General features: G+C 66.9%; 9 protein-coding genes. 4 read left to right on the top strand and 5 right to left on the bottom strand.

Annotation, left to right across the window (positions count from 1 at the left end; translation table 11 throughout):
• The first annotated feature begins 11 nt into the window (after positions 1-11).
• Complete coding sequence (locus ON40_RS06965; RefSeq protein WP_157186221.1) at positions 12-1076, top strand: lytic transglycosylase domain-containing protein; 1065 nt, start codon at positions 12-14, stop codon at positions 1074-1076.
• Here the strand turns inward: ON40_RS06965 and ON40_RS06960 are convergent.
• On the bottom strand, positions 1023-2060 hold the full coding sequence (locus tag ON40_RS06960; RefSeq protein WP_051192774.1) for a GNAT family N-acetyltransferase: 1038 nt from the start codon (positions 2058-2060) through the stop codon (positions 1023-1025). The genes ON40_RS06965 and ON40_RS06960 overlap by 54 nt on opposite strands.
• 141 nt (positions 2061-2201) lie before the next feature.
• Between ON40_RS06960 and ON40_RS06955 the strand changes: the two genes are divergently transcribed.
• Together ON40_RS06955 and ON40_RS06950 are read left to right on the top strand one after the other, a co-directional pair.
• Positions 2202-3371: an aromatic ring-hydroxylating oxygenase subunit alpha gene (locus tag ON40_RS06955; protein WP_040819781.1), complete on the top strand. Its 1170-nt coding sequence runs from the start codon at positions 2202-2204 to the stop codon at positions 3369-3371.
• A gap of 43 nt (positions 3372-3414) precedes the next feature.
• A complete protein-coding gene (locus tag ON40_RS06950) occupies positions 3415-4566 on the top strand; it encodes an acyl-CoA dehydrogenase family protein (RefSeq protein WP_040819779.1) in 1152 nt (383 codons plus the stop codon).
• Positions 4567-4630: 64 nt separating this feature from the next.
• Here the strand turns inward: ON40_RS06950 and ON40_RS06945 are convergent, their stop codons facing one another.
• A complete protein-coding gene (locus tag ON40_RS06945) occupies positions 4631-6301 on the bottom strand; it encodes an FAD-dependent oxidoreductase (protein WP_040819777.1) in 1671 nt (556 codons plus the stop codon).
• Between the two features lie 168 nt (positions 6302-6469).
• Here ON40_RS06945 and ON40_RS06940 point away from each other — a divergent pair, with 168 nt between their 5' ends.
• Positions 6470-7639, top strand: a complete 1170-nt coding sequence (locus ON40_RS06940; RefSeq protein ID WP_040819775.1) for a thiolase family protein — start codon at positions 6470-6472, stop codon at positions 7637-7639.
• Between the two features lie 176 nt (positions 7640-7815).
• Here ON40_RS06940 and ON40_RS54385 read toward each other — a convergent pair whose 3' ends face one another.
• The 3 genes from ON40_RS54385 to ON40_RS06920 all read right to left on the bottom strand — a co-directional run bounded on the left by ON40_RS54385 (position 7816) and on the right by ON40_RS06920 (position 12475).
• Entirely contained in the window at positions 7816-8220 is a 405-nt protein-coding gene (locus ON40_RS54385; protein WP_245567699.1) for a TetR/AcrR family transcriptional regulator C-terminal domain-containing protein, read from the bottom strand.
• A gap of 502 nt (positions 8221-8722) precedes the next feature.
• Positions 8723-10237, bottom strand: coding sequence for an MFS transporter (locus tag ON40_RS06925; RefSeq protein ID WP_051192782.1), 1515 nt, complete (start codon positions 10235-10237; stop codon positions 8723-8725).
• Between the two features lie 507 nt (positions 10238-10744).
• Positions 10745-12475 carry an LCP family protein gene (locus tag ON40_RS06920; protein WP_083895460.1) on the bottom strand — a complete coding sequence of 577 codons (1731 nt, stop codon included), beginning with the start codon at positions 12473-12475 and terminating at the stop codon, positions 10745-10747.
• Between the last annotated feature and the right edge of the window lie 522 nt (positions 12476-12997).

The raw sequence follows: 12997 nt of genomic DNA, 5'->3' as shown, positions 1-12997 counted from the left end.
GGAGCTCTCCGATGCGGTCACATCGTCGTGCGCAATCGAGAAATACGAATCGGTCCACCGCCGGACGCCCGGTGGCACTGCTGTCCGCACTGGCGGTCACCGGACTGCTGGTCGCGGCGTCCTCGACCGCCGGAGGTGAGCCGACACCGAAGCCGGTCGGCCTCGCTGCGAGCTTGGGATCACCAGCGCCGCAACGAGATACCCGATCCCAACCGAACGTGCCCGAACTGGTGCCCGCGGATGTCCCCGCACTGCGCCCGCACCCGGCAGCCGCGGAGCCGGTCGCGAATACCGATGCCGGGCCGCCGCCCGCTACCGCAGCCGCCGGGCCCGCACCCGGCAGCGCGGCCGCCGCGATTCCGGAGCAGGTCCTGGCCGCCTATCGCAACGCCGAGCTGATTCTCCGGCAGTCCCAGCCCGGATGCGGTCTGCCCTGGAATCTGCTGGCCGGTATCGGGCGGATCGAGTCCGGACATGCGCGTTCCGGCGATGTCGACGCGCACGGCAGGACGCTCTCGCCGATCCGCGGCCCGGCGCTGGACGGGAGCCTGCCGGGCAACGAGATCATCAGGGCCGCAGCCGGTTACGTTCGCGCCGTCGGGCCGATGCAGTTCCTGCCCGGCACCTGGCAACGCTGGGCCAGCGACGGCAACGGGGACGGCATCGCCGACCCGGACAACATCTACGATGCCGCGCTGGCCGCCGGACGGTATCTGTGTGCGGACGGTACGAATCTGCGTGATCCGCAACAGCGCCTGCGAGCGGTGCTGCGCTACAACCACTCGATGTCGTACGCGTCCACCGTGCTGACCTGGTCGCGTATCTACGCCGGTGAGCAGGCCGGTCCCGCCGATGTCGTTCCGTCCGAACCTCAGGCGCCGACCGCCACGGTGGACGACCGCGCGACGACGTCACACGACGATCAGACACAACCGCCCGTAACCCGAAATTCCCAGCCGGACAACGCTCGCCCGGCACCGGCACCGGCACCGGCACCGGCACCGATGATCTACATCCCGGGACTACCGCCGATCCCGTGCGGGATCTTCTGCCCGCCCGCTCCCCCGGTTCGGTGACAGGTCGGGCACGTCGTCCCATTCCCCGATCTGATGGCACGCGTGCGCCTCCTCCTGCTCGAACGAGAGCAGCCGTGCGAGGCGCACCGCGCTGTGATCGTCGGGATCGATCCGCATCAGCACCACTTGCGTTCCGGCAGCAGCCAATTCGTGCATGGCACGGGTGATCAGTGCGGCCCCCAAGCCGCCGCCGCGGATCTCCGGGACCACGATCAATGCGCGCACCCACGCGGCGCGCAACTCCAGATACCGGGTCGGCCGCGGATCGAACCAGACCGCGCCGGCCGGTTGGTCACTGCCCGCGGCGGCGATCACCACCTGGCCGGTACGTTCACCGAACTCGGCGCGGAATTGCTCGAACTGCGCCTGCGTCAGCCCCTGGCGGGCCAGGACATCGCGGACTTTGGAGACAACGGCGTCATCGGTCAGGTCCACCGGCCCCTCGATGCTCATGCCGCCCGGGAAGCCGGCCGGGGCCAGTGGCACCGCGAAGGGCCCGGCCAGGTGCCGCGCCATCGTCCACAACCGGGCGATCGGCGCGATGGAGAACCGGCGAGTCAGCCGCTCGGAGGCGGGGTGGCTGCCGTAGGCCCAGCAGCGCAGCGACGTCGCACCGCGCCCGCACCAGCCGTCGGCCCCGCCGACATCCAGGCCCAGTTCCTCGACCAACAGGGTTGTGACGCCGCGCGAGCGATAGTCCGGATGCACGGTGTACCGCACGGTCCCCTGGCCCTGCGGGTCGATCGACAGATGCAGGTAGCCCACCATGACCAGCGGTGCATCGGCGCGCACGCTCAGACCGCGACGCGCCTTGATCGGCAGATGCCACACCGACCGCTCCGCGGTCGAGACCGACTCGACCTCACGCGCCGACACGACCGAGAACCCGGCTTCCTCGTCGTAGCGCGCAGCGGCCTCGACCAGCGCCGTCGCCTCCGCTCGATCCTGCTCGCCGAGTCGCCGACACCAGGTGTAGTCGATCATCGTCTGCCCTTCCCATCCGCCACCGGTTTACAGATAAACCTACATGAGTTAGATTTAAGAAGCTATATTTACAGCTCAGGACGTTATCCCGAATGCATCTATGCATCTCCGGGCCATGCTGAAAGACATTGGAGACACCCCATGACCGAGGTCGGCGCACCGCGCGAGGAACGGATCCGTCGCGCATTGACGCACCTGCGCAACGACACCACCGACGAGTTCGGCCATGTCACCTGGTTCGAGCCCAGGGAGTTCACCGATCCCGCCGTCGCCCAGCGCGAGCGCGACCTGATCTTCGGCCGAGTGCCCTCGATCGTCGCGCACGGCTCCGAAATCCCCAGGGCCGGAGACTTCTTCACCCTGCAGATGCCGCGCAACAACATCATCGTGGTCCGCCAGCGCGACGGCGGAGTGAAGGCCCTGGTCAATCTGTGCCGTCATCGCGGGGCACTGCTGGAGAAGGAGGACAAGGGCCGGTGCCGGTTGTTCTCCTGCCCGTATCACCGCTGGTCCTACGATATGGACGGCAGCCTGCGAACCATCACCCGCGACAACACCTTCGGCGAGCCCGAGCGCGAGACACTGGGCCTGATCGAGCTGCCGACCGAGGAACGCCACGGTTTCATCTGGGTGATCGACGACGCGGACGCCGAGATCGACGTCGCGTCCTGGCTCGGCCCGGAGATGGACGCCATCCTGGCCTCCTACGACCTGGGTGCGAAGCTGTGCGTGCAGAGCGAGGGCTTCGACGAGCCGGTCAACTGGAAGATCATGCAGGACGCCTTCCTGGACGGCTATCACATCCAGTACGCGCACCCCAACACCGCCGCCAAACACATCCACACCAATGTGCTGGCCTTCGACGATTTCGGGCGGCACTGCCGGTTCATCGCGCCGCGCAAATCGATCGACCGCTGGATCGAGGAGGATCCCGGCGACCACAGCCTGGCCAACGACGTCACCGAGACGCACTTCCTGCTGCCGAACAGCACCCTGCTGCGCCAGCCCGACCACTTCCAGCTGCTGACCTTCCGGCCACACCCCACCGAACCCCAGCGCAGCCGCATGGAGATGCGCTTGATCGTCCCGCCGGTCGAGCAGACCACCCTGACCGAGGAGAAGTGGACCCGGTTGTGGGACAAGAACTGGCAGATCCTGCTCGATGTGCTGCACGCCGAGGACTTCCCGCTGCTGCGGGACTCCCAGCGCGGTATGACCAGCGCCAGCGCGGGTCGAATGGTGCTGGGGCAGAACGAAGTTGCCAATCAGGTCTTCCGCCGGGAGATCCAGGAACTGCTGAAGCAGAAATGACCGTGCCGCCGAGGCGCATCCGTCTCGGCACAGAAGGAGTGCAGTGAAAACAGATCTGTTCGAGTCCGACCACGAGTTGTTCCGGCGCACTGTCCGCGGCTTCGTCGAACGCCACGTCATCCCGAAGATGGAGAAGTGGGACGCCGACCGGCTCATCGATCGGGAGACCTGGCTGGCCGCGGGCCGCCAGGGACTACTGGGCCTGGCGGTGCCCGAGGAATTCGGCGGCCCCGGCGAGACCGACTACCGGTTCCGGGTCGCGATCCAGACCGAGATCGCTCGCGTGGGCGCTTCGGCGTTGCAGTCGGGCTTCTCCACCAATGACGACATCGTTCTGAATTACCTTCTGCGACATGCGGACTCCGACCAGCGCGCCCGCTGGCTGCCCGGTTTCGTCAGCGGCGAGACGATCGGCGCCATCGCGATGACCGAGCCGGGTGCGGGCAGTGACCTGCGGGCGGTGCAGACCACCGCGGTCCGCGAGGGCCAGGAGTGGGTGATCAACGGTTCCAAGACGTTCATCACCAGCGGCATGCTGGCCGATCTGGTGATCGTCTTCGCGGTCACCGATCGCGATCTGGGCTCGCGCGGATTCAGCCTGTTCGTCGTCGAGGACGGCACTCCCGGTTTCACCCGCGGCCGCAAACTCGACAAGGTCGGCCTGCACGCCCAGGACACCGCGGAACTGTTCTTCGACAATGTCCGTGTCCCACAGGCGAATCTGCTCGGCGAGGTCGGCGGCGGCTTCGCCTACCTCATGCAGAGCCTGCCGCTCGAACGACTCGGAATCGGTATCGCCGCACAGGTTTCCGCCGAAGCGGTCTTCGACTGGACCCTGGACTACGTCAAGGACCGCCGTGCGTTCGGTAAGCACATCGGCGAGTTCCAGGGGCTCGGGTTCACCCTCGCCGAGCTGCAGACCGCCATCGAGGTGTCCCGGGCCTACATCGATCGCTGTGTGCGCGAATACAACAGCGGCACGCTGACCGCGGTCGACGCGGCCAAGGCCAAGCTGTGGGCCACCGAACTGCAGGGCAAGGTGATCGACGCCGGAGTCCAGATGCACGGCGGGTACGGCTACATGATGGAGTACCCGGTCGCCAAGGCCTATATCGACGCGCGCATCCAGCGCATCTACGGCGGCACGAACGAGATCATGAAGGAGATCATCCACCGGGACCTGCTGCGGTCCTGACAGCATGGCCGACGCGGTCACCCGCGTCGGCCATCCCCCCTGTGCCGAAATGTATTTCGAAATCTCATCCACGCCCGGCGGCAGATCCGCCCGCCGGAACACCGGCCGCGGACAGCATCTCGCCGATATCGACGAACTTCACCCTGGGCCGCCCGCTCTCGCGACCGGCCCGGCGTTCGGCCGCATCGATGATTTTCCATCCTCGCGAGCCCAGGCGTTCGGGGCGGCGCTGGTCAAGCACGTCCGCCAGATCTTCGCGGGAACCGCGCGGGGCCCGCAGCCGTCCCGCGGCGAAGTCTTCGAGCAGGGCTCGTACGGTCTCCTGCGAGCAGTACCGGTTGGTGCCGATCACACCCGACGGGCCGCGTTTGATCCAGCCCGCCACGTATGCGCCCGGTATCGGATCAGCCCCGTCGAGGCCGATCACCCGACCGTCACGATTGGGAATGATCCCTGCGGAATCCTGGAATGGCAGCCCCGGCACCGCGATTCCGCGATAGCCGACGGATTCGAACACCGCACCGCAGCGGATCACCTCGCGCCCTGCTGTCTCCCGCGACGCGTCGCCGGTCGGTTCGGTCCGGGCGAATTCCACCGATTCCACGGCAGTGTCGCCATGAAAGGCGCTGGGAGACAGGAAGTATCGGAAGGTGATGCGCCGATTACTCGCTCCCGCGGCACGTTCGGCCAGTTGCCGCGCCACCGCGGTCTTGAGCCGTATCACCGGGTCGCCGGAGTCCGTCTCGACCGGCGCACCGGACTCGCCGGAGCAGATATCCACCCCGTCGACCTGCCCCAGGCCCAGCAGTTCGGGCGTGGTGAAGGCCGCGTGTTCGGGGCCGCGTCGCGCCGCGACGACGACTTCGCGAATTCGGCTGGCGGCCAGGGCTTCCAGCGCGTGATCGGCGATATCGGTGCGGGTCAGCGCAGAGAGGTCGGTGACCAGGATACGGGCCACATCGAGTGCGACGTTGCCGTTGCCGATCACCACCGCCCGCTCGCCGGACAGATCGAAGACCCGATGCGCGTGGTCGGGGTGGCCGTTGTACCAGCCGACGAAGTCCGTCGCGGTATGCACACCGGCCAGGTGTTCCCCGGGAATCGCGAGGGTACGGCCGTGCGAGGCGCCGGTCGCGAAGATCACCGCGTGGTGATGATCGAGCAGTTCCGCCGGACTGATGTGCGCGCCAACCTCGACGTTGAGCTCGAGCCGCACCTGCTTTCTGCTCAACGTCCGGCCGAAAGCCGTCGCGATCTGTTTGGTGTGCTGATGATCGGGCGCGACCCCGTACCGAACCAGTCCCAGCGGCGTGGGCAGCCGTTCGAACATGGTGACCTCGACCTCGACGTCACGGCGCGAGACCAACTCCTCGGCCGCATAGCAGGCCGACGGACCCGTCCCGACGATCGCGACCCGCAACGGCCCGCGGTCAGTCACCTCGAGCCGCAACCCCTCGGGCGCCGGTGGCGCCGGTTCGCGCTCGCCGGCGAAATACGCGGCGTTGACCTCCCGATACGGCTCGTTCTCCGGGGTCAGATCCCCCTCGGGGACGATCGCGTCCACCGGACACTCGTCGATGCAGGCGCCGCAGTCGATGCAGGTCACCGGATCGATGTGCAGCAGTTCCGCGCGCCCGTAGCCCGGCTCGCCCGGTCGGGGACGGATGCAGTCGACGGGACAGACGTCGACGCATCCGGCGTCATTGCAGCAGGGCTGTGTGATGACGTGCGCCATCGTTCCTCCGGATCCACGGCTACTCGACCCGATCCGACGGGGAGGTCACCGTACAACTGACGTTATTTGTATTTTGTTATACGCCGAGTCGTCGGTCACATGCAATAGCCCGATGGCATCACCCTGCGCCGGAGCCGACTCCGGCGAGCCCGAAGAGAGGAATCAGCTATGACCAACGCCGTGATCGTGGACGCGATCCGAACCCCGTCCGGTAAAGGCAAACCCGGCGGCCAACTGTCGGAAATCCATCCGGCCGAACTACTTTCGGCCGTGCTGCGCGGGTTGATCGACCGCACCGGAATCGACCCGGCACTGATCGACGACGTCATCGGCGGCTGCGTCGGACAGGCGGGGGAACAGGCCCTCAACATCACCCGCAGCGCGGTCCTGGGAGCAGGATTTCCCGAGGCGGTCCCCGCGACGACCATCGACCGCCAGTGCGGGTCGAGCCAGCAGGCGGCCCACTTCGCCGCCCAGGGCGTCATCTCCGGCGCGTACGACATAGCCATCGCCTGTGGCGTGGAATCGATGAGCCGGGTGCCGATGGGCACCGCCAGCATGGGAAAGAATGCCTTCGGCCCCGGCGTTGCCGCGCGATACTCCGAAGGACTGGTGGGACAGGGCATTTCGGCCGAATTGATCGCGGCCCGCTGGAAATTCGATCGGACCGCCCTGGACGAGTTCTCCGCACGGTCGCATGCCCGCGCGGCGGCAGCCGACTTCTCCAGTGAGATCCTGCCGGTTGCCGTCGGCCCGGACACACAGGCCACCGCCGACGAAACCGTGCGTCCCACCACCGACGTGAACGGTCTCGCGGGCCTGAAGCCCTCGTTCTACGACGAGCGCCTGGCCCAGCGGTTCCCCGAGATCGATTGGCGCATCACGCCGGGCAACTCCTCTCCCCTGACCGACGGCGCATCGGGCGTGCTGATCATGAGCGAGGAGAAGGCCGCCGCGCTGGGCTTGCGGCCGCGCGCCCGATTCCACGGCTTCGCCGTCACCGGCAGCGACCCGCTGCTGATGCTGACCGGCGTCGTCCCGGCCACGCGCAAGGTCCTGGACAAGGCCGGTCTGAGTATCGACGCCATCGACACCTACGAAGTCAACGAGGCATTCGCACCGGTTCCGCTGGTGTGGCAGCACGAATTCGGGGCCGATCCGGAACGACTCAACCCGCGCGGCGGCGCGATCGCGCTAGGCCACCCGCTCGGCGGCTCGGGCACCCGCCTACTCACCACCATGCTCAACCAACTCGAACAGACCGGCGGCCGCTACGGCCTGCAAACCATGTGCGAAGGCGGCGGCATGGCGAACGCCACCATCATCGAACGGCTGTAGACCCGGCCCGAGTGCGTGGAGTCGCCGACATCCCCGCGGCGACTCCACGCACCGAAGTCGTGTCTCCCGTTGTGCCGGAACACCTCCCGCCGACTCGGCGGCGATCCACGATCACCCTGATTGTCTGCTGGGGTCATCGCGCGCCCGGCCCGACAGCGTTGACGACCCACGACGCGTCAGGTCGGCGGGCTGAGGTTGTCCACGATCATCGCGAGGGTGAATGCGAAGCGGTCGGGCCCGGTGCCGGAGGTGAGCTCGGCGGCATAGCGCCGGGTCTGAGGGAAGGTGTCGGCGGGCAGCGCGGTGAACCGGCGCACCAGTTCCTCGCGGCTGACGACCCACTCCTGATCCGGGTGTCTGTGCCGCTGCTGGACCATTGACTGCTCCAGGGCGTAGGCGCTGACGTAGCGGGACATCGCGTCCAGCACCCAGGCGGCGGGCCGGGGGTCCGACGCACTCGACGCTGTCCTCGACGGCGATTTCACGGTCGCGCTGGCGCAGGTGACACCGTTGCGGGGTATCGTGCTGACACCGGTCAACAGCTTCGGCTGGGATCGCGACAGCCGGACCTTCCGATTCACCAGTGACCTGGCCGCGTTCAAGAAGCTGCGCCGTCTCGAACACAACCCACAGGTGGCAGTGGTGTTCCATACCCGCGAACACGGTCCGGCCCCCGATCCACGCCGTCGCAGCGACCTCGGGCGGCATAGACCTCACCACGCCGAGTGGACTCGTTCCCGACGGTAGCCGCCGCGCCGGGCTGACCGGTGACGCATTCACCGCCGGAACCCTGGGTCAACGCCAGCTGGCCTTGACCGGATGGCTCGACAACAACGGCGCGACACTGCGATACGCGCCGCACACACGATTGGGCGATACGGTTCCGGCGAACCGGTTCGTGTGGCGGACCGTCGTCGGCGCTGTCACACGAATCGGTCTCGAACGGGCACGACACGAAGGGCTACCGTCCCTACCGCCGCGTCGGATCCACCACCGCACCGCTTCCCAACGCCGCGCACCCGCATAGGTCTCCGACGCGTCGGGCTCATCGGAATGAGGGAGTCGAAGGCCGAGCCGAGACGGCTATTCGGTGGCCATGGACCGGGACCGAACGGGTCTGACCGAAGGCAGGAAGGCCAACGCCAGCACGAATCCGAGCAGGGCGATCACCGACGAGGCCAGCAAGGCAATGTCCATCCCGTGCGCGAACGAGACCCGCACCGAACCCAGCAACTCCGGTGACCGGAGCCGCCCGGCGATCGATACGCCCGCGAACACGCTCTTTTCGACCTGCGCCGCAGCAGGTTTCGGAAGACCATCCAGTACCAGCCGGTGCCGGTAGGCGGAGGACAGGACACTGCCCATGATCGCCGCCCCGAGCGGGCCACCGGTCTTCTGCAGGGCCTGCATCACCGCGGAGCCGACTCCGCCCTGCTCCGCCGAGAGTTCACACAGCGCCGAGGACGCCGCGGTGGCCATCGACAACCCCAGCCCAGCCCCGGTCAGGGCGGTCCAGGTGGCCAGGAATGCGGTGCCGGAATCGGCGGTCGTGCGCGCTCCGATCGCCAAACCGCTTGCGAGCACGGCGAATCCGATCGCCACCGTGGCCTTCGCCCCGATCCGGCGACAAATCTGGTCGGCTGGTAATGCACCCACGATCAACCCGCCGACGACCGGCAGCAACCGCACACCCGATCCCATGGCATCGGTGCCCACCACAGCCTGGAAGTACTGCGGCAGTGTGAAAAGCACCCCGATCATTGCCAGGACGCCGACCGCGGCGAGAACGACACCCCAGGTGAACGACGCGTTGCGGAACAGGCTCATATCGACCAGCGCTCGGTCGGCGCCGAGCCGATATTCCCAGACCCCGAACCCGATCAGCACGACCAGGCCCGCGCCGATCCAGCTCAATACGGAGGCAGTGCTCCAGCCGAACTCACCGGCCAGGATCAGCCCGTAGGTCAACGCCGCCAGGCCGCCCACCGACGACGTCATGCCGAGCGGATCCAGAGCCGGAGTCGTGGCTGCCCGGGATTCGGGTATCAGGGTCGCGGTGGCGATCAAGCCGATCAACGCGACCGGCACGTTGATCAGGAACACCCAGCCCCACCAGTAGTGGGTGAGCAGCCAGCCGCCGAGGATCGGCCCGATCGGTAACGCCACGAAATTCGCCGCCGCCCAGATTCCGACCGCTTTGGGTCGTTCCTGCTTGGTGAACAAGACCGTGATCGAGGACAACGCCATCACGATCACCCCGGCGCCCGCGACGCCCAGCACCACTCGTGCCGCAATGAACTCGCCCGGTGTTCTCGAATAGGCGCAGCCGACCGAACCGAGCCCGAACAGGGCCAACGCGGCCAGCATGGTCGCGCGACGTCCGAACCGATCGCCCACCGCGCCGGCGGGAAGCATCCCGGCGGCCAGCACCAGCAGATAGCCGGAGGAGAACCACTGCAGATCCGACTCCGAGGCCCGCAGGGACCTACTCAACGTCGGCAACGCCACGCTCAGAATGGTGCCGTCCAGACCTACGGCCAGCACGGCCAGCGTCACCGCGACCAACGCCCACCACTTGCGATCTCCTAGCCCAGCCATGATGAACTCCCGTATCGGCTGCATCGGACATCCTTCTCGGTGCACTTCTGTTATGCGCCGAGCGGCGCCGTCGGCGGCAGAGCCGATGGTCCCGGCGAGGATGGCTGAACGTAGTTGTCGCAGTCGGAACCGATTCGTCGGGAACAGCGACACGCGTATGAATTCACAGCGGATGGCTTGTCCGGCCGGTTCGCGACGACCATGCTGGTGACAGGCACAAGGGATCGTGACGTTAATCGTCATCGCTATCGTGATGCTCCTGGTGATCGCGGTCGCCCGCTCCGGATCTCGGCGTCGACGCAGGCAACGCAACACGATGTTCGCCAACCAGAACCACCACCATCACCAGGCGGGCGACAGCCAACCCGGCAATTACAGCGGTTACGGTGATGGCGGCTACTACGGAGACACCGGGCAGACCAGCGGCTGGGTAGACGACACACCGGACATGGGGCGGCATGCCGATCGCGCGATCGAGGTCATGACCGAAACAGGCTGGCGGCCTCATCAATTCACACAGGGGCTTTTCGACCCGATGCTGGTGGTGACCGGTGTACCGGTGTCGAGACCGCTGTCCGCGGTGGCGGATGTCGTTGTGCTCGTTGAGGAATCGGTGGTGGCGTTGCTGGTCGAGGACATTGCGCTGGTGGTCAATTCATCCGGGAGGGTGAAATCGCTGCCGAGGATGACCTTCACGTGGCCGGGGCCGACGTTCTTGGATGCCGCTGTGGGCAGGCCGCCGAGGATGTCGGCGAGCTGGGCGGCGTCGGAGCCGGCGCCGGCGCCGTAGTAGACGAGCGAGCTCGAACCATCACCGTAGGCGGCGTTGCCGATACTTCCCTTGCCGAACCCCTTGCGGGCCAGCGCATTCGACACCTCGGCGGCCATGCCGGTGACGCTGCCGGCGTTGACGACGTCGACGGTGCCGGTGGGGTTGGCGAGTTGCGTCGAGTGGACGCCGAAGGCGGTGCGCACCGCATGTTTGATGGCGGCGGGGTCGACGATGTTGACGTCTTGGTTGTCGATGCTCTGGTATCCCCGAATCGGCAGGGTCTGGAATTCGATCGGAATCGAACCGGCCTTTCCCATGGTCTGCGCGAAGTCGAGAATGTTCCAGCCTTGGGAGAGCACCACATCGTTCTGGGCGGCGTTGATCAGTTGCCGCAGTTTGCCGATGTCGGTGAGTGTGCCGGATTTCTGGAGTTGGGTGGCCGCAGCGGTGAGGAATGCTTGCTGGCGGTGCGTGCGGTCGAGGTCCCCGTTGTCGAGTCCGTGGCGTTGCCGCACGAACGACAGCGCGCGGGCGGCATCGAGGTGCTGCGGTCCGGCCGGAAACACCGCCCCGGAGTAGTACTCGTCGTCGACGGCGTGGTTGAGACACACGTCCACACCGCCGAGAATGGTGGCCAGGTCGTAGAAGCCGACGAGGGAGATCTCGGCGAACCGGTTGATCGGCACGCCGGTCAGCGCCTTCACCGTGCGCACCATCGATTCGCGGCCGGCCTCCCGGCCCCGGCGTTCCAGTTCGCCCTTCTCGTCGACGCCCTGATCGATGAGCTTCTGCTCGACTGCTGCTTTCTCGAGCCCGTAGGCTTCCTTGATCTTGGCGTGGTCGTAGCCGGGGATCCCGGTGACCGGGACATAATCGTCGCGGGGGATGGAGAAGGCGGTGATCTTCGTCAGATTCTTCGGAATGTGTACCAGGATCAGCGAATTGGCGTTGTAGCCGCCCTCGCTGCCATCACCGGCGTGCAAGCGGTCCATGACTTGTTCGGGTAGGTCGTTGCCGTTGCGGTCTTTGCGGGTGTCCAGTCCGATGAGCAAGATGTTCACATCACCATCGAGCGCGGCGGCGTCCTCGGAACTGATCACGTTGGAGCGGGTGAAGCCCTGGTCGAAACTTTTCTCGGTGTAGTAGGCGAATCCGGTGCCGGACACCACGACCACAGCGGCAGCTGCGACGGCCAGACGTCCGACGATACGCGCCGCCCTGTAGGACACGCGGGCGCGTTGCCGGGCCCGCCGGTCGGATCGGGTGCAGCGGGTGGGCAATTCAGGCACCTGAGCCGCCGCCGCACTGCTCGTCGAAATCGGCTCGGCCTGAACGTGAGACACAGGCTCGCCGGGGTCGACCGGTGCGACACCACGCTCGAGAGCAGACGTCGGGGCCTGCGCGCTGTGTACGGTCGCAGGCCGGCACCGGACGCCGTGCACAGCGGTAACGGAGGCACGCATCATGCGCGCGGCACGTTCGGCCGGAGTGGGTGGCACCGTGCAGCATTCAGCGTCATATCGCGGCTCGACACGGGTGTCGTCAACTCCCGGCCCGGGGTCCACTCCAACCAGCGGCGGTGCGGTGTACTCCTCCATCTCGGCAGCCCTCACATGACGGTGCTTCAGGAAGCGCTGAGAAAAACCCTCAGCCAGGTCGTGTCAAATCCTGCACCGGTCTCCAGCGACCCGCTGTCAGCGACACACCTACTCTCGAGCGGTTCCATCGCCCGGGGCGCCCGGCCGCCGCCGCTACACACGATCCACTCCCTCACACCGCAGGGCCCCAGCGCCATAGGCGATCTCGCCCAACGTTGCATCAACCATGTGAACAGCCAGATCCTGCCAAGCGACGCGCCCCAGCCGTCGCGCCCACGTACGCCCGGTATCGACCGTTCAGCGCCCGAACCGCATCGGAACGGTTCGGGCGCCGTATCGGAGCGATTTGCGGTCGGCCACATCATGCGGCCGTCGCGAATTCAGCGCGGT

The organism is Nocardia jiangxiensis NBRC 101359 (genome assembly GCF_000308615.1).
Taxonomy (GTDB): domain Bacteria; phylum Actinomycetota; class Actinomycetes; order Mycobacteriales; family Mycobacteriaceae; genus Nocardia; species Nocardia jiangxiensis.
This window is presented reverse-complemented; position numbering and strand designations above follow the sequence as displayed.

Excerpts from the sequence above, each read along its gene's own strand:
- ON40_RS06965 (WP_157186221.1), top strand. The coding sequence starts at position 12 with ATGCGGTCACATCGTCGTGCGCAATCGAGAAATACGAATCGGTCCACC.
- ON40_RS06960 (WP_051192774.1), bottom strand. The coding sequence starts at position 2,060 with ATGATCGACTACACCTGGTGTCGGCGACTCGGCGAGCAGGATCGAGCG.
- ON40_RS06955 (WP_040819781.1), top strand. The coding sequence starts at position 2,202 with ATGACCGAGGTCGGCGCACCGCGCGAGGAACGGATCCGTCGCGCATTG.
- ON40_RS06945 (WP_040819777.1), bottom strand. The coding sequence starts at position 6,301 with ATGGCGCACGTCATCACACAGCCCTGCTGCAATGACGCCGGATGCGTC.
- ON40_RS06940 (WP_040819775.1), top strand. The coding sequence starts at position 6,470 with ATGACCAACGCCGTGATCGTGGACGCGATCCGAACCCCGTCCGGTAAA.
- ON40_RS06925 (WP_051192782.1), bottom strand. The coding sequence starts at position 10,237 with ATGGCTGGGCTAGGAGATCGCAAGTGGTGGGCGTTGGTCGCGGTGACG.
- ON40_RS06920 (WP_083895460.1), bottom strand. The coding sequence starts at position 12,475 with ATGATGCGTGCCTCCGTTACCGCTGTGCACGGCGTCCGGTGCCGGCCT.